The 15,470-nt window shown below is 65.9% G+C and carries 16 protein-coding genes; 3 read left to right on the top strand and 13 right to left on the bottom strand.

All coding sequences use genetic code 11. The features are described from left to right. Positions 1-91: 91 nt before the first annotated feature. The gene (locus HCU76_RS11845) at positions 92-1,075 is read left to right on the top strand and encodes an AraC family transcriptional regulator (protein WP_213953781.1); all 984 of its coding nucleotides are present in this window, start codon (positions 92-94) and stop codon (positions 1,073-1,075) included. Between the two features lie 22 nt (positions 1,076-1,097). Here HCU76_RS11845 and HCU76_RS11840 read toward each other — a convergent pair whose 3' ends face one another. Both HCU76_RS11840 and HCU76_RS11835 read right to left on the bottom strand, forming a co-directional pair. Beyond that, a complete protein-coding gene (locus HCU76_RS11840) occupies positions 1,098-1,934 on the bottom strand; it encodes an N-formylglutamate amidohydrolase (protein ID WP_218509368.1) in 837 nt (278 codons plus the stop codon). 4 nt (positions 1,935-1,938) lie between these two features. Continuing rightward, on the bottom strand, positions 1,939-2,856 hold the full coding sequence (locus HCU76_RS11835) for a tripartite tricarboxylate transporter substrate binding protein (protein WP_218509367.1): 918 nt from the start codon (positions 2,854-2,856) through the stop codon (positions 1,939-1,941). Between the two features lie 100 nt (positions 2,857-2,956). On the opposite strand from HCU76_RS11835, the gene HCU76_RS11830 reads away from it, so the two are divergent. Beyond that, the gene (locus HCU76_RS11830; protein WP_371319801.1) at positions 2,957-3,949 is read left to right on the top strand and encodes a LysR substrate-binding domain-containing protein; all 993 of its coding nucleotides are present in this window, start codon (positions 2,957-2,959) and stop codon (positions 3,947-3,949) included. Between the two features lie 8 nt (positions 3,950-3,957). Here the strand turns inward: HCU76_RS11830 and HCU76_RS11825 are convergent, their stop codons facing one another. Then, the gene (locus tag HCU76_RS11825; RefSeq protein WP_213953777.1) at positions 3,958-5,313 is read right to left on the bottom strand and encodes an aspartate aminotransferase family protein; all 1,356 of its coding nucleotides are present in this window, start codon (positions 5,311-5,313) and stop codon (positions 3,958-3,960) included. A gap of 150 nt (positions 5,314-5,463) precedes the next feature. Next, positions 5,464-6,603 (bottom strand): branched-chain amino acid ABC transporter substrate-binding protein, encoded by a 1,140-nt coding sequence (locus HCU76_RS11820; protein WP_213953776.1) that lies wholly within the window; start codon positions 6,601-6,603, stop codon positions 5,464-5,466. A 150-nt stretch (positions 6,604-6,753) separates the two neighbouring features. Between HCU76_RS11820 and HCU76_RS11815 the strand changes: the two genes are divergently transcribed. Then, a complete protein-coding gene (locus HCU76_RS11815) occupies positions 6,754-7,482 on the top strand; it encodes an XRE family transcriptional regulator (RefSeq protein WP_345944627.1) in 729 nt (242 codons plus the stop codon). Here HCU76_RS11815 and HCU76_RS11810 read toward each other — a convergent pair. The 9 genes from HCU76_RS11810 to HCU76_RS11770 all read right to left on the bottom strand — a co-directional run bounded on the left by HCU76_RS11810 (position 7,467) and on the right by HCU76_RS11770 (position 15,418). Next, positions 7,467-8,186 carry an ABC transporter ATP-binding protein gene (locus tag HCU76_RS11810; RefSeq protein WP_213953775.1) on the bottom strand — a complete coding sequence of 240 codons (720 nt, stop codon included), beginning with the start codon at positions 8,184-8,186 and terminating at the stop codon, positions 7,467-7,469. The genes HCU76_RS11815 and HCU76_RS11810 overlap by 16 nt on opposite strands. Further along, complete coding sequence (locus HCU76_RS11805; protein WP_213953774.1) at positions 8,183-8,938, bottom strand: ABC transporter ATP-binding protein; 756 nt, start codon at positions 8,936-8,938, stop codon at positions 8,183-8,185. Before HCU76_RS11805 ends, HCU76_RS11810 begins: the two co-directional genes overlap by 4 nt. After that, the gene (locus HCU76_RS11800; RefSeq protein WP_213953773.1) at positions 8,935-9,912 is read right to left on the bottom strand and encodes a branched-chain amino acid ABC transporter permease; all 978 of its coding nucleotides are present in this window, start codon (positions 9,910-9,912) and stop codon (positions 8,935-8,937) included. The genes HCU76_RS11805 and HCU76_RS11800 overlap by 4 nt, the downstream gene beginning before the upstream one ends. Before the next feature lie 17 nt (positions 9,913-9,929). Then, complete coding sequence (locus HCU76_RS11795; protein WP_213953772.1) at positions 9,930-10,850, bottom strand: branched-chain amino acid ABC transporter permease; 921 nt, start codon at positions 10,848-10,850, stop codon at positions 9,930-9,932. After that, positions 10,847-11,659: an SDR family oxidoreductase gene (locus HCU76_RS11790; protein WP_213953771.1), complete on the bottom strand. Its 813-nt coding sequence runs from the start codon at positions 11,657-11,659 to the stop codon at positions 10,847-10,849. The genes HCU76_RS11795 and HCU76_RS11790 overlap by 4 nt, the downstream gene beginning before the upstream one ends. A 61-nt stretch (positions 11,660-11,720) precedes the next feature. Further along, complete coding sequence (locus HCU76_RS11785) at positions 11,721-12,317, bottom strand: cysteine hydrolase family protein (protein WP_218509365.1); 597 nt, start codon at positions 12,315-12,317, stop codon at positions 11,721-11,723. Continuing rightward, a complete protein-coding gene (locus HCU76_RS11780; protein WP_218509364.1) occupies positions 12,317-12,850 on the bottom strand; it encodes an aromatic-ring-hydroxylating dioxygenase subunit beta in 534 nt (177 codons plus the stop codon). The genes HCU76_RS11785 and HCU76_RS11780 overlap by 1 nt, the downstream gene beginning before the upstream one ends. Continuing rightward, entirely contained in the window at positions 12,840-14,210 is a 1,371-nt protein-coding gene (locus HCU76_RS11775; protein WP_218509363.1) for an aromatic ring-hydroxylating dioxygenase subunit alpha, read from the bottom strand. The genes HCU76_RS11780 and HCU76_RS11775 overlap by 11 nt, the downstream gene beginning before the upstream one ends. A gap of 38 nt (positions 14,211-14,248) precedes the next feature. Further along, positions 14,249-15,418 carry an ABC transporter substrate-binding protein gene (locus HCU76_RS11770; RefSeq protein ID WP_218509362.1) on the bottom strand — a complete coding sequence of 390 codons (1,170 nt, stop codon included), beginning with the start codon at positions 15,416-15,418 and terminating at the stop codon, positions 14,249-14,251. Positions 15,419-15,470: the final 52 nt, after the last annotated feature.

The raw sequence follows: 15,470 nt of genomic DNA, 5'->3' as shown, positions 1-15,470 counted from the left end.
CCCTGATGGAAGAGTGCGACCCGCCTCCTAAAATCCGTCGCGAAAATCGGTTCAATCCCGCTGCGGCGGCACCCAGTGCGAAGGGCACTTCATGGAAGCGTGGTTCAGTTCGGAAATGCAGCCGATTTGCCAGTCGCCGATGTTCGTCTCCACCGACCCCGACGTGGTCAAGCTGCAGACCACCGGCGCCTTCAAGGCGCACGACCTGTTCTGGGGCAAAGGCAAGGTCGATGCGGCGCTGTATGGCGCGCATGTCGGCTCGCTCTCGTTCTTCGTCCTCCAGTATGGTGCGGCGGTGCGCATCGAGCCGGGGCAACTCGACGGCTTCGTGCTGTTCCAGGTGCCGCTCGCGGGCTCGGCGGAGATCCGGGTGGACGGCAGGCCCGTGGCCGCTTCGCCCAGCACCGGCGCGGTGATCTCGCCCAACCTTGGCCTGGAACTCGACTGGCATGAAGGCTGCCGCCAGCTGCTCGTGAAGATTCCGCGCGAGCGTGTGGAAAACACCTGCCGCGGCCTCCTCGACGACGACCTGTCCCGGCCCATCGAATTCGACCCGGAACTGCAGCTCGACAACGACGCGGGCCGCAGCTGGCAGCATCAACTGGCCAGCCACTTCTGCAACCTGCACATGCCCTCGCCGGCCTTCGCACCGCAACTGTTGCCGGTGCAGGAGGAAGCCCTCATCCACCATCTCCTGCTGCGCCAGGGCAGCAACTATTCGCAGCGCCTGTCGCAGTCACAGCGGGCCGCCGCGCCCCGCGCGGTGCGGGCCGCGCAGCACTTCATCCGCGCGCACCTGTACGAGACCCTCACGCTCGACATGATTGCGAAGGCAAGCGGCGCCAGCGTCCGCAGCCTGTGCCTGGCCTTCCAGAAGCACCTGCAGGAATCGCCGATGGCCTATGTGCGCACCGCCCGGCTGGAACGCGCGCGGCAGGACCTGGTGAGCGCGCCACCCGGCGCCCAGGTCACCGACATTGCCCTGCGCTGGGGCTTCAACCATGTCGGAAGGTTCAGCACGGCCTATCGCAAGCGCTACGGCGAATCGCCGCTGCAGACTCTGCGGGCAGCGTAGCCAGCTTCGCGCCTTCGACCCTTCAGGCGAGCTCTGCCGAATAGTCGATGAGGTAGCCGAGCAGGTAGGCCATGTCGCGCTGCACCTCGAGCAGGCCCGCCGTGGGCTCCAGCGACTGCTCGTCCATGAACAACCGCCGATTGATATCGATCTGCAGCGAGTGCCGCCGCTCCTTCGGCGCGCCCAGCTTGCGCACCAGTTCTATGCCCTTGTACGGATCGTTCAACCCGACGTAGTACCCCCTGCGCTCCAGCAACCGCTGGACACAGCGCGTGACCAGTTTGCCCGCGGTGGTGCCGTCGCGATTGCCGATGACGATGTCGTAGGGCATCTCGCCACCCATCTCCGGCGCATACACCCTTGACCGCGAAGGCATGGAGAGACAGCTCAGATGAATGCCGAAGCCGCAGCGCCTGATGACGCGAAACCAGGCTTCGTCCAGCGCGCAGTGGTACGGCATCCAGTAGTTGGCGATGCGAGCTTCCACTTCTTCGAGCGACAGCGACCGGTCATAGATAGGCATGCCATCGATCGCGCGCCAGACCAGGCCCATGCCAAGACGCGACTGCGCAGGCGCATCGGGGGCAGGCGTAGCGCCTGGCACCACCTCAGGATCGAGGTCCGTGGCGCTGCGATTGACGTCGATGTAGGTGCGCGGGAATGCGGCCTGGACCAGTGTCGCGCCCATGGCGGGGGCGAAGGAGAAGATGCTGTCGATGTACATGCCCTCGGCCTGCCGCAGGTGTTCGAAGTTGCATCCGAATCGAAAATCGTGGGGGTAGATGTCGCCGCTGTGCGGGGAATCGATCAGGACTGCGCTCTCGCGTACGCCGCGCGTTACGGAGACTGGAGGCCTCATGGCTTCAGTCCAGGCTGATGCGAGCGCCGCGCGCGATTCGCCGCAGCGCGACGATGTCGCTGGCGACGCGCGACGCAAATTGATCGGGTGAGGAGGCGCTCGGGTACAGCCCCACGGGTTCCATGCGCTGCCGCACATGCGGCGTCTCGAGAATCCGGTTGACCGATGCGTTCAGCTTGTCGCGCAAGCCCTGGGCCATCCCCGCCGGACCGACCAGGCCGAACCACGTCGGCCCGTTGTTGTCGGGAAGCGAAACCTCCGCGAAGGTCGGGACCTCGGGCAATTCGGGCAGCCGCGCCGGCCACGTCACCGCAAGAGCGCGCAGGCGGCCCGCGCGAACATGAGGGAGCGCCGTCGCGACCTGATCGAAACCCATGTCGAGATGCCCGGCGACCAGGTCGTTGACCAGGCCGGCACCGCCGCGATAGGGAATGTGGACGATGAAGGTTCGCGTCGATACCTTGAAGATCTCTGCCCCAAAGTGTCCGGCCGAACCGATACCCGGCGAGCCATAGGAAAGCTGCCCCGGACGTGCCCTCGCATACCGGATGAACTCAGCCATGTTGTTCACCGGCAAGGACGACCGTACGAGGAGGACTGCGGGGGCCAGGGCCAGTTCGCCGATATAGGTGAAATCGCTGGCCGGGTTGTAGGGAGGCTTCTTGTAGGCGACCGGTATGGCCACCTGCGTCGACAGGTTCGCAATACCCAGCGTCAGGCCATCCGGCGCAGCCTTCGCCAGTTCTCCCATGCCGATGGCGCCGCCGGCGCCGGCCTTGTTCTGCACCACGACGGGTGTGTCCAACACCTTGGACAAGGCCTCGCTGACGATGCGGCCCACCAGGTCGGTGGTCCCGCCCGCGGAAAACGGCACGATGACCTTGATCGAGGCTTGCAACTGCGCAAGGGAAGGCTTGGCCATGGCCAGGAGCGGCATGGCCGAAAGCACGGTACGACGATGAAGCATGGGTGTGACAGCATGGTGGTTTCAGGAACTTTTTCTTATGTGAGCTATTGTGTATGTGCACCCCGCCGGGGAACAGCGACAAATTCGCTGCAACTCATTCCATTTGGTCACCTTGAAAAGGTTCGTTCCTCCTCACCATCTCCTTCAGGCGCTGCTGGCGACAGCCAGGTTCGGGAGCATGGCGCGCGCGGCCACTCACCTGGATCTCACAGCCAGCGCCGTCAGCAAGCAGGTGCTCGAACTCGAGCACCTGCTGGGCGTGGCGCTGTTCGAGCGCATCCGCAAGCAGCTTCGGCTGACGCCCGCCGGACAGCGTTATGTGGCACGCATCGAACCGCTGATCAGCGAACTCGAAGAGGCCACGAAGTCCGTGGTGGTGGGCGCGGCGCAAGGCACGACGCTGGGCATTTCGAGCGTCCCGTCTTTCGGCGACAAGCATGTGGTCCCGCACCTCAGGGAGTTCAGTGAGCGCCATCCCGATATCGAATTGCGTTTCGTGCCCTACGTGCGCTCGTACGACTTCTCGGTGCCGGAACTCGATTGCGCGATCCGCTTCGGCGAAGGTTCCTGGCCCGGCGCCCGCGCCCACTACCTTGCTGGCAGCCACAACGTCGTGATCGCGCCATCGAAGCGGGCGCACGGGTCCCCGCCGTTGGCCAAACCGGCCGATGTCCTTCACTACCCGTTGTTGCGCCACCTGAGCGTGCCGAACGCCTGGCGCGACTGGTGCCGCGTCCACGGCGTGGACGATGCGAAGTCGCTGTCGGGTCCCTGCCTCGACATGTGCAGCACGATCGTCCAGGCCGTCGCCAGCGGCATGGGTCTGGGCCTGCTGCCAGCGTGCATCGTGCACCAGGATCTGGATGCCGGGGTTGTGCACAGTCCGCTTCCCGTGTGGCGCATCATGCCCTGGGGCTACTATCTTTGCTACCCCGAGGAAAAGGCGGGCCTGCCTGCACTCGTCGCGTTCCGGGACTGGCTGCTGGAGCGCTGCGGCGCGCTCGAGCCCGATGCCGGTTCACGACCCCTGCATTCGACAGGCAACTGAGGCCGAGCTCAGGCCGGCGTCGCGTGCGCCATGTCGCGCTCGTCCAGCAGGCCCTGCCTGCCCAGGCGGTCCAGCACCCGATCCATCGCCGCGACCAGTTGGTCCACGTGCTCCCGCTGATGCGGGTAGGCGAAGAACACCGTCCCGCGCCCGCCGATGTCCACGCCTTCCAGGATCAGGCCCATGCGCAATGCGGCCGCCAGTTCCGCGGACGGCTTTGCGATCTCCCCGCGCGTGATTGCAAAGGGATCGGAGCCCCGCGGCGACAGGCCGGGCATGAGATGCAGGCCCGAGTAGCGTCCGTAGGCGAGCCAGCGCACGCCCTTGCGATCGAACATGTCGTTAAGGCTCTCGCGTGCGTAGTCGCCCAAGGCGTTGATGTGCGCGCAGACGTCCTTCTCGCTGATCTCGTCGATGGCCGCGATGGCCGCAGCAGCGGTGACCGGATTGCCGGTGAAGGTGCCCTGGTGCAGCACCTTGCGTGACGACGACGACTCCAGCATGCCCATGACAGCCTCGCTGCCCGCGACCACGCCGCCCGGCATGCCGCCCGTGGCCGCCTTGCCGAGGCAAGTGAGGTCCGGCCGCAGGCCCAGCAGGCTCTGGATGCCTCCGGGCGCAATGCGGAAGCCGGACACCACTTCGTCGAGGATGAACAGCGCCCCGTGCGCGCGTGCCAGGTCGGCGCATCGCTGCAGGTACGCGTCTGCGAGGGGCACCAGCCCGAAATGCGAACCCAGCGGCTCGACGATGACGCCCGCGATGGCAGCGCCGTGTTGGGCGAACACCTGGTCCAGCGCCGCGATGTCGTCGGGCGGCACGAGCAGGGTCTTGGCCGCCACCTCGCCCAGCACCCCGGGCGCCGGCGAGCCGTCGAAGTGCGCGTTGTAGCCGGAGGTCGCGAAGTCATGCCAGCCGTGGTAATGCGTGGCCACCCGCACGATGCACTCGCGCCCCGTGCGCGCGCGCGCCAGGCGCATGGCCAGCATCGTGGCCTCGGTGCCGCTGCCGGTGAATCGCACCTTCGCGGCGCCTGGAATGTGCTTGATGATGCGTTCGGCCCAGCCGACTTCGAGCGGATGGCATGCGGCGTACTGGACGCCGCGCCCCATCGCCTCGGTCGCCGCCGCGGTGACGCGCGGATGGCAGTGCCCCAGCACCATGGCGCCATGGCCGCCGAAGAAGTCCAGCAGCACGTTGCCGTCCACATCGGTCTTGTGCACGCCGGATGCGTGTGCCACGTACAGGCTGTACGGGTTGAACACGCGCGTGTCGACCGTGACGCCGTCGGGCATGCTCTTGCGGGCACGTTGCGACCACTGCGCGGAAGTGGGGGTCTTGCGAAGGTAGTCGTCAAGGATCATGTTGTGGCGGCTGAACGTTCTGGGGCTCAGAAGGTGTGAAGATTTCGTAGCGAGGGCGCCGAGGTCGGGTTGAGGACCGGAACCGCACTCTCGTGCGGTGAGGACCGCAGACCCGAGATCGGTGGCCGCAGTAGAAAGATTCACACCTTCTCAGTCGTAGAGCGGTGTCTTGACGCCGTCCTGGTAGTTGTACAGCGTGAACTGCGGGTTCTTCAGGTCGCCCTTGCTGTCGAACTGCACGCGCGTCGACAGGCCGCGGTAGTTGGTGTTGGCGAGTTCCGCCGTGTACTTGGCCGGGTCCGTCGAATTGGCCCGCTTCATTGCGTCGGCCATCACCATGACGCCGTCGTACGCATAGGGCGCGAACAGCACGTACTCCTTGGGAAAGCGCTGGTCGTAGCGGGCTTTCCAGGCCTTGCCGTTGTTCATCTTCTCGACGGCGAGTCCACCTTCGGCGCACAGGACGTTGGCCAGCGGCTTGGCGTTCTGGGCCAGCTTTCCAAGCTGCGTGGTGCAGATGCCGTCGCCGCCCATGAGGCGCACGTCGCTCATGCCCAGTTGCTCCATCTGGCGCAGCATCGGGCCGGCCTGCGCGTCATTGCCGCCAAAGAAGATGGCGGGCGCGTTCTTCGCCTTGATGCTGGTCAGGATCGACTGGAAGTCCGACGCCTTGTCGGTGGTGAACTCATGCGAAATGATCTGGATGTGCGCAGCGCGCGCCTCGCGCTCGAACACCTCGGAGACGCCCTGGCCGTAGGCGGAGCGATCGTCGATGACCACCACGCGCTTGACCTTCAACTGCTCGGCCGCGTAACGCGCCAGGCCCGTGGCAAGCGCATTGTCGTTGGCCACCAGGCGGAACACGTTCTTGTAGCCGGGCTTGGTGAACTGCGGGTTGGTGGCGCCCGGGGAGATCAGGGGAATGCCGCATTCGTTGTAGATGCGCGCGGCAGGAATCGCGCTGCCCGAGTTGATGTGGCCCACCACGCCGGAGACCTTGGCGTCGCAGAGCTTCTGCGCGGCGATGGTGCCTTGCTTGGGGTCGCCCGCGTCATCCTCCGCAGCCAGCTTGAACTCGATTCGCTTGCCGTCGATCACCAGGGCCTGCTGATTGAGGTCGTCGATGGCCAGCGTGATGGCGTTGCGGGCATCGACGCCGTAGTGGGCCATGGAACCGGAGGTAGGACCGACGTAGCCGATGGTGACGGCCTGGACCGGTTGCTGCGCCCAGGCGGTGGCTGCGCAAGTCGTGGCAAGACTGGCAAGGAGAATGAAACGGGAAGACTTCATGCGATGGACTCCAGGAATTTGTTTGATGCGAGCCCGCCGAAAAAGCAATTCCTCCGCTCAGTTGACTCGCGGTAATTATCGTAAATGAGAATTCTCGAAAGAGAGAACATGGTTTCCACCAATGCCGCGCGGAGGCATACTGAATGAATCGTGACCCAGAAATCTCACTCCACGCAGGCTCCAACCAGGAAGGCCCCGGCAACGAATGCCCGCGCCGCCAAGGCCCGGCCGGCACCCGCCAGGTCGACCGCGAAAGCACGGGCCGCGGCGCCGGCGCAGGCCACGCAGATCGACCGCCAGGCCATGGGCCATCGCATTCGCGAGGTCCGCAAGAGCTGCGACCTCACGCTCAAGCAGCTTTCCGAGAAGTCCGGCGTAAGCCTGCCGACGCTCTCCAAGATGGAACTCGGCCAGGTGTCCATCAGCTACGAGAAGTTCGCCGCCGTGGCGCTCTCGCTGGGCATCGACATCGCCCAGCTGTTCCAGCCCGAGCCCAAGGCCAGGGCGGCCCGCAAGGTCAGCAAGCCGACGATCTACAGCCGCTCGTCGCTGGAGTCCACGCCCAACTACACCAGCGACCACTACGACCACCACCTGCTCGCCAATGACTTCCTGGACAAGCGCATGACGCCGGCCTACAGCCGGATCAGGGCGCGCAGCCTGGACGAGTTCGACGACTACGGCTCCCATCCGGGGCAGGAGTTCCTGCTGGTGTTGTCGGGCGCCATCCAGCTCTGCTTCGAGAGCGGGGAGACGGTGTCGCTGAAGAAGTCGGAGTGGATCTATTTCGACAGCGGCATCGGCCATGCCTACCTGTCCACCAGCAGGAAGGACGCGCAGATCCTGCTGGTCATGACGAGGCTTCAGACACCCACGTAGCGATGCCAGATGTCCGGCGCCTCGCGCAGTTGCGCGCTGCTGCCGGTCCACACGACACGGCCCTTCTCCACCACGGTGTGGTGGTCGGCCAGTGACAGCAGGCGCTCCACGTACTTGTCGATGACCAGGGCGGTCTGGCCCTGCGCGCGGAGCTGCCGCAGGCAGGCCCAGATCTCCTCGCGGATCAGCGGCGAGAGCCCCTCCGTGACTTCGTCCAGGATCAGCAGCGCCGGATTGGTCATGAGCGCCCTGCCGATCGCGAGCATCTGCTGTTCGCCGCCCGAGAGCTGGTTGCCCATGTTGCGGGCACGCTCCTTCAGGCGGGGGAACAGCGCATGCACGCGACCGAGCGTCCAGGGGTCCTTGGCGCCTCTGCGATTGGCGGCGAAGGCGATCAGGTTCTCGGTGACCGACAGGTTCGGAAAGATCTGCCGACCTTCCGGCACCAGCGCGACGCCCAGGCGCGCGATGCGATCGGTGGCCCATGCATCGACGCGTTGGCCCTCGAAGTGGATGCTGCCCTTGCCCGGTGACGCAAGCCCGAGGATCGCGCGCACCGTCGTGGTCTTGCCGGCGCCATTGCGGCCGAGCAGCGTGGCCGTCTCGCCCTCGCGGATGGCCAGGTGCATGCCGAACAGCACCTGGCTCTGGCCATAGCTGGCGTCGATCGCATCGACGCGGAGGACTTCCCGGGGCCCGCTCATGGGGTGACCTCATCACCCAGGTAGGCCTTCTTCACGGCGGCATTGGCGCGGATCTGTTCAGGCGTTCCGGTGGCCATCACCTGCCCCGCCACGAGCACCGAGATGCAATCGGCCAGCTGGAACACGGCATCCATGTCGTGCTCGATCAGCACCACGGTGTGTTGCCGGCCGAGTTCCTTGATCAACGGAATCAGCCGCGCCGATTCCTCGGGGCCCATGCCGGCCATCGGCTCGTCCAGCAACAGCAGTTGCGGGGCACTGGCCAATGCCAGGCCCAGTTCCAGCTGGCGCTGCTCCCCGTGCGAGAGGCTCGCGGCAATGACCTGCAGCCGGTCCGCCAGGCCCACGCGCCCGGCGATACCGGCGGCTTCCCTGAACAGCGCCGCCTCGTCGATCGCACGCCGCCAGAAGCGCATGCTGCTGCCGCTGCGCGCCTGCACCGACAGCGCCAGGTTGTCGAGCACCGAGCAGGTCTTGAACACGTTCGTGATCTGGTAGGAGCGCGCCAGCCCCAGCGCGACGCGCTCATGCATGGCCAGCGCCGTGATGTCGCGCCCACCCAGCACGATGCGCCCGCTGTTCGGCTTCAGCGCTCCGGCGATGAGCTGGATCAGCGTGGTCTTGCCCGCGCCGTTCGGACCGATGATGGCGTGCACCTGCCGCGGCATGACGGCGAGGTTCAGCCTGTCGGTGACGGTCAGCCCACCGTAGCGCTTGACCAGATCGTGCAGTTGCAGGATCGGCTCGGTCATGCGCCGCCCTTGCCGGACTTGCCGGCGAAGATGCGTTCCAGCATTCCCGCCAGCCCCTTCGGAAAGGCGATCACCGCGCACAGCAGGATGATGCCGAGCGCGAACTGCCAGTACGTGGTGTACGCCGAGAGGATCTCCTCCAGCCCCAGCATCACGACCGCGCCGAGCACGCCGCCGGAGAGATAGCCCATGCCGCCCAGAATCACCATCACCATGAGCGTGCCCGACTGCGACCAGTGCAACAGCGCGGGTGTGACCATCATGTTCTGGTTGGCGATCAGCGCACCGGCCAGGCCCGCCAGCGATCCGGCAATGGCCAGGCAGGCGAGCTTGTAGCGAAACACCGGATAACCCAGCGCCTGCATGCGCACCTCGTTCTCGCGGATGGCCTGGATCACGCGGCCGAAGCGGGAATTGATGAGCCGGTACAGCAGATACGACGCGGCCGCGGTCACGGCCAGCACGACCCAGTAGAAGACCGGCTCCGAGCTCAGGTCCAGTGCCGATGTGCCCAGCGTCGAACGCCCTGCGAGGCTCATCCCGTCGTCGCCGCCATAGGCCTTCAGCGACGTCATCACGTAGTACATCATCTGCGCGAAGGCCAGCGTGATCATGATGAAGTGCACGCCCTTGGTCCGCAGCGACACCACGCCGATGACCAGCGCCAGCACGCCGCTGGCGATCATCACGACGGGCCACGCGATCCATGCCGACGCAATGCCTTGCTGCATGAGGATGCCGACCAGGTACGCGCCAAAGCCGAAGTACGCGGCATGCCCCAGGCTCACCATGCCACCGAAGCCGAGGATGAGGTTGAGGCTCGTCGCCGCCAGCGAGAAGATGAGCAGCCGCGTGGCAAAGCCGACGTAGAAATCCAGCCCCGTAGCCTGCGCGACGATGGGAACCGCCGCCAGCAGCGCCAGCAAGGCCAGGGCCAGCGGCGCGGAGACCGCGTGGTGCAGGGTGCTTTTCATGCTTGCTTTCATCGACCTCAACCCCGCGCGGGGAACAGGCCCTCGGGCTTGAAGAACAGCACCGTCGCCATCAGCACGTAGATGAGGATGGAGGCCAGCGTCGGCCCGAGGCTGGACGCGATGTCCGCGGGCGCGATCGCCTTCAGCGCCGCGGGCAGCAGGCTGCGGCTCAGCGTGTCCACCACCCCCACCAGGATGGCGCCGAACAGCGCGCCGCGGACCGACCCGATGCCGCCGATCACGATCACGACGAAGGCCAGGATGAGGATGCTTTCGCCCATGCCCACCTGCACCGACAGCACCGACCCCAGCAGCGCGCCGGCCACCGCGCACAGGGCTGCACCGAGCGCCACCAGCAGCGTGAAGATGCGCTGGATGTTCACGCCCATGACGCGCACCATGTCGCGGTTGGAGGCGCCGGCGCGCACCTGCATGCCGAGCCGCGTCTTCACCACCAGCAGGTACAGCAGGCCCGCCACCGCCAGGCCCGCACCGATGATGAACAGGCGGAACGACGGGTACGAGAAGCCGGGCAGCAGTTCCACCGGATTCGACAGCGAGGGCGGCGTGTTCAGCATCAGGGGTTGCGGCCCCCAGATCATCCGGGCGGCATCGTTGAAGATCAGGATCAGCGCGAAGGTCGCGAGCACATGCGACATGTGGTCGCGCTTGTAGAGCCGCCGGAAGATGACCAGTTCCAGCAGCGCACCCAGGATGGCCGTGGCGACCACCGCGCCCAGCAGGCCCAGCCAGAAGGAACCGCTCATCTCGGTGAAGGTCGCCGCGAAATACGCACCCGCCATGTACAGCGAGCCATGCGCCAGGTTGATGAAATCCATGATGCCGAAGATCAGCGTCAGGCCCGCCGCGAGCAGGAACAGCATCAGCCCGAACTGCAGCCCGTTGAGGGCATGCTCCAGCAGCAGCGTCGCGTTCACTTCTGCTCGTTCGCCCGTGCAAACCAGACGCGTGGCCCAAGGCCCTGGTCCGGACCGAGCACCGAATAGCCGCCGTCCACCGGGATGTCCACGCCCGTAATCCACGAGGCCGCGTCGGAGCAGACGAAGGCCACCACGTTGCCTACCTCCGCGCCATCGCCCACGCGTCCGAGCGGATGCAATGGCGCGGCCACGGCATCGGCATGCTCTCGCGAGCCTTCGCTCAGCGATTCGACCGATGGCGACCAGGTCCAGGCCGGCGACACGGCCACGACACGGATGCCTTGCGGCGCCACGGTCACGGCCATGCTCTTCGTGAGTTGCAGCATCGCGGCCTTGGAGGCCGGATACAACGCCCGCCCCGCCGAGCCGAACTTGCCGCCGACGCTGCCCAGGTTGACGATCACGCTGCCCCGCTGCATGTGGGGCAGCACCTTCTGCGAGAAGATCGCCGCCGACACGAGGTTGACGCCCAAGGTCTGGTGCCACTGCGCACGGCTGGAGGCAATGCCTTCGTCGGTATAGATGCAGGCGTTGTTGACGAGGATATCGATGCGGCCGAAGCGCTCCAGCGTGGTCTTCACGCACTGGTCGATGTGCGCGTCCTGCTCGATGTCCATGCCGCAGAAGATGGCCTGCACGCCCGGGCGCTCGGTGAGTTCCCACACGAGTTCATGGCCCGCCTCCTTGGTGCGCCCGACGATCACGACGTGCGCGCCCGATGCAGACAACACGCGCGCGATATCGGCGCCCACGCCTTGCGTGCTGCCGGTGACGATGGCGACCTTGCCTGTGAGGTCCGCGCTCATTTCTTGAAAACCTCCGTGCTGCGCACTGCCGTGCGAGCGCCTTCGGTCGGCCGGGCGGCGCTCATGAAAACACCGCCTCGCCCCGCGCGATCCGCGCGATCAGGTCCATGCTGCGCAGCGACGCCTCGTGCTCGGCCGGCTGCGCCGATGCGCAGGCATCCGCCGCCACGGTCACCTCGTAGCCCATGTCCACCGCATGGCGCACCGTGCTCTCGACCACCGAATGCGTGGCCACGCCGGCGATGACCAGCCGCCGCGCATCCACGATGCGCAGCAGGTCCTCGAGCTGCGTGCCATAGAAGGCATTCACGCGCCGATGCCGCACCACGTACTCATTGGCGCGCGCCGCATCCGGCGCCAGCGATTCATAGAACGCCGCGCCCCACGTGCCCTCCACCACCGCGCCGATGGCCGCGACGTTGCGAAAGATCGGCGCGTTCTGGATCAGGTCGCCGAAGTCCGGCCGGAAGGCAATGCGCACATGCATGATGGGCCATTGCCGCTGCCGTGCGCCCTGCAGGAGCGCCTGGGCCGCGGCGATGACCGCGCTGCGCACCGGGCTGTCGGCGCTCAGGCCGACGCGGATCTTCCCCTCCGGATGCAGCACGTCGTTCTGATAGTGAAGCGCGAGGAGCGCGCCTTTGGATTGCACGTCCATCAAATGAAGATTTCCAGGTTCTCGTGCGCCGCGTCGCAATTGACCAGGTTCACGCGCTTCATGCGGATGCGCCAGCCATTCCCTTCGGCAGCGAGCTTGTAGAGGTAGTCGCCGGCCAATTGGCGCGTCTGCCGCTTGCGCCATTCGGTCATCTGGAACACGGCGCGCACAACCAGGTTGCCGGCGACATCGGTGCCGTCCACGCTGACGTTGCCCACCAGCCGCGTCGCGTAGGTGGGCGGCTGCTGCGACCAGTTGCGCGCATGCTCCACGCGGCGCACGCGCACCTCGCGCAGCATCTTGTCTTCCCATGCCAGCGAGATGTGGTCGTAGGGGCTGGCCTGGCCGTGCTGCTGCGGCAGCCAGTACATGCCGTCGTCGGTCCACAGGGCCAGCCATTCGTCCCAGCGCCGCTCGTCGAGCAGGCGGGCCTCGCGGTAGACAAACTGCTGCAGGCGCAGCCAGGTCTCCATTGGCACGTCCACCGGACTCAGCCGGTCGACGGAGACATCGAAGTCGAGGTCAAGCAGCATGGACCGGCTCCTTTGCAGGCTCGGCTTGCGGGAAGGCGCTGTCGCTCATCATGAACTGCTTCCAGGCCTTGAACTGGTTGCGCATCGGCAGTTCGCTGGTGCCGTTGGTCGACACCATGCCGCCCTCCATGGTGCGGTCGGTGCCGTGATAGCGGTGCATGCTGACCCAGTCACCGCCGTGGTTGAGGTTGCCGTCCTGGCAGCGGCCGTAGACCTCGATGTCGTCGGGCATGACGTTCGACGACGGCGAATTGATGAGGTTGGCATAGACCAGCGCACGCTTGAACAAGGCGGGCGGCGCGTCCTTGAGGCGAAACACCTGGATCTCCACCAGCGTGCGGTCCACCGAGATGGGCCGGATCACGCGGAACTGCTGGAACACCGTGTGCGGCGAGCCGCTGCCGTAGACGATGGTGTTGTGGCGGTTCATGCCGAGGATTTCGCGGGCACGCTCCTCGCCGTAGGCCTGCTTGAGCGACTCGAAGTGCGAGCGGGTGACCGGGTCCTTGTCGGCGGCGCCGGGGTCGAAGATGCCTTCCATGTAGCCGTGGCCGTTGTCGTAGGCGCAGAGGTCCAGCTTCTCCCAGAACTCATAGGGCTCGCCGTTGCCGTCCATGATGTGCAGTTCCAGCGGCATGTTGCCAATGGCCTTGGCCTCGTCGCGCGCGGCCATGAAGGAAGACTCGTGCGTCACGCGCGCATGCATCGTGTCGTGCAGGTTCTCGTAGAACACCTTCCAGTTCGACGGTTGCAGCACGCGGAACACGCCGCCCGCCACCTCCACTTCGCCGGATGGCGAGCGGTCGCAGAGGTTGTCGATGGAGCTGATCACGCCGCCGAGGAAATTCTTGAGGCCGGGCCCTTCGGCGCACTGGTTGGCGAACACGAAGCCTCGGTAGTTCTCGACCCGCGCGAGCTGGCGCATCGAGAAGTCCGGATGCTTCGGGTCGAAGCAGGTGCCCTCGAAGCCGAGCTTCATCGGCGCGGCCAGGTGCTGGCCGTCGAGCTTGAAGGTCCACGCGTGGTACGGGCAGCGGAAGAACTTGCCGACGTTGTGGTCGCCCTCGGCCACCAGCTTCGCGCCCTTGTGCGGGCAGCGGTTGTAGAGCACGTGCACCTGCCTGTCGGCGGCGCGCACCATCACCACGTCCTGGTTGCCGATGCGCGTGGTGTGCGTGTCGCCGGGGTTGGGCACCTGGCTTTCATGGCCGACGTAGATCCACACGCGGCCGTAGATGCGCTGCATCTCCAGTTCGAACAGGGCCGGGTCGGTGTAGACCGACTTGTGCACGCTGTCGCCCCGCACCAGGGCGGCGATTTGCGCGTCGGAGGGCTGTTGCCGCAGCTGTCGTTGTTGCATCGTTTCTTCCCCTTGTTGTCGTGTCCCGAGTGGCTTGCTCACTGCATCTTGCAGGTGGACGCGAACGGATCGTGGTAGTCCACCAGGATGGTCTTCATGGTCCTGTTGGCGATGCGGCCCTGCTTGTCGCGGCCGACCACCCGCAGGTAGTAGTTCTGGATCGGATACTGGTTGACGTTGAACTTGAAGTTGCCGCGCACCGACTTGAAGTTGGCCGCGCGCAGTGCCTTGCGAAAGGCGTTCTTGTCCTCGATCTTGCCCTTGATGTCGCGCACCGCGCCATCGAGCAGCATCGCGGCGTCGTAGCCTTGCGAGGCATAGAGCGTGGGGATGCGGCCGTATTCCTTCTCGAAGTCGGCGACGAACTTCTGGTTGGCCTCGCCCGGCAGGTCGGCGGCCCACTGCGAAGAATTGAACATTCCGAGCATCGGCTCGCCGACGGCCTTGATGGTGTCCTGGTCGCCCGAGAAGCCCGGCGCGTAGAGCGTCACATCCTTGGTCAGCCCCGAGGCGACCAGTTGCTTGATGAAGCTGATGCCCATGCCGCCCGGGAGGAAGAAGAAGGCCGCGTCAGCGCCCGATGCGCGCAGTTGCGCCAGCTCGGACGAGAAGTCGAGTTGACCCATCTTCACGTAGACCTCCTCGGCGATCTTGCCCTTGTAGAGCCGCTTGAAGCCGCCGATGGACTCGCGCCCGCCGGGGTAGTTGGGCGCGATGAGGAACACGCTCTTGTGGCCCTTCTCGGACACGTACTGGCCCATGGCCGCGGGGATGTCCTCGTTCTGCCAGGCGACGGCGAAGAAATTCTTGTTGCACTTGTCGCCGGCGTATTCGGCGGGGCCGGTGTTGGTCGAGAGGTAGACGGTGTCGTTGCCGAGGATGCTGGGCATGATCGGCAACAGCACGTTGGAGAAGACCATGCCGGTCATGACATCCACCTTGTCGCGCTTGAGCATGCGTTCGGCGGCCTGGCGGCCGGTGTCTGCGCTTTGCTGGTCGTCGACGACGTTCAGTTCGACAGGCAGGCCGCCGAGCTTGTCGCCGCGGTGCTTGAGCGCCAGCTGGAAGCCGTCACGGATGTCGACGCCGAGTGCGCCGCCGGGGCCCGAGAGCGTGGACAGGAAGCCCACCTTGATCTTGTCCGCCGCACAGGCAGGTGCCATGGCGGCGGCAACGGCCAGCGCGGCCGCAATCGATCGAAACTTCATCGGGGAGCTCCAGTTGTGGGTCTTCGTATCGTGCAACCCAAGGGGGCGGCAA

Source organism: Variovorax sp. dw_308, assembly GCF_019207085.1.
Classification (GTDB): domain Bacteria; phylum Pseudomonadota; class Gammaproteobacteria; order Burkholderiales; family Burkholderiaceae_C; genus Variovorax.
This window is presented reverse-complemented; position numbering and strand designations above follow the sequence as displayed.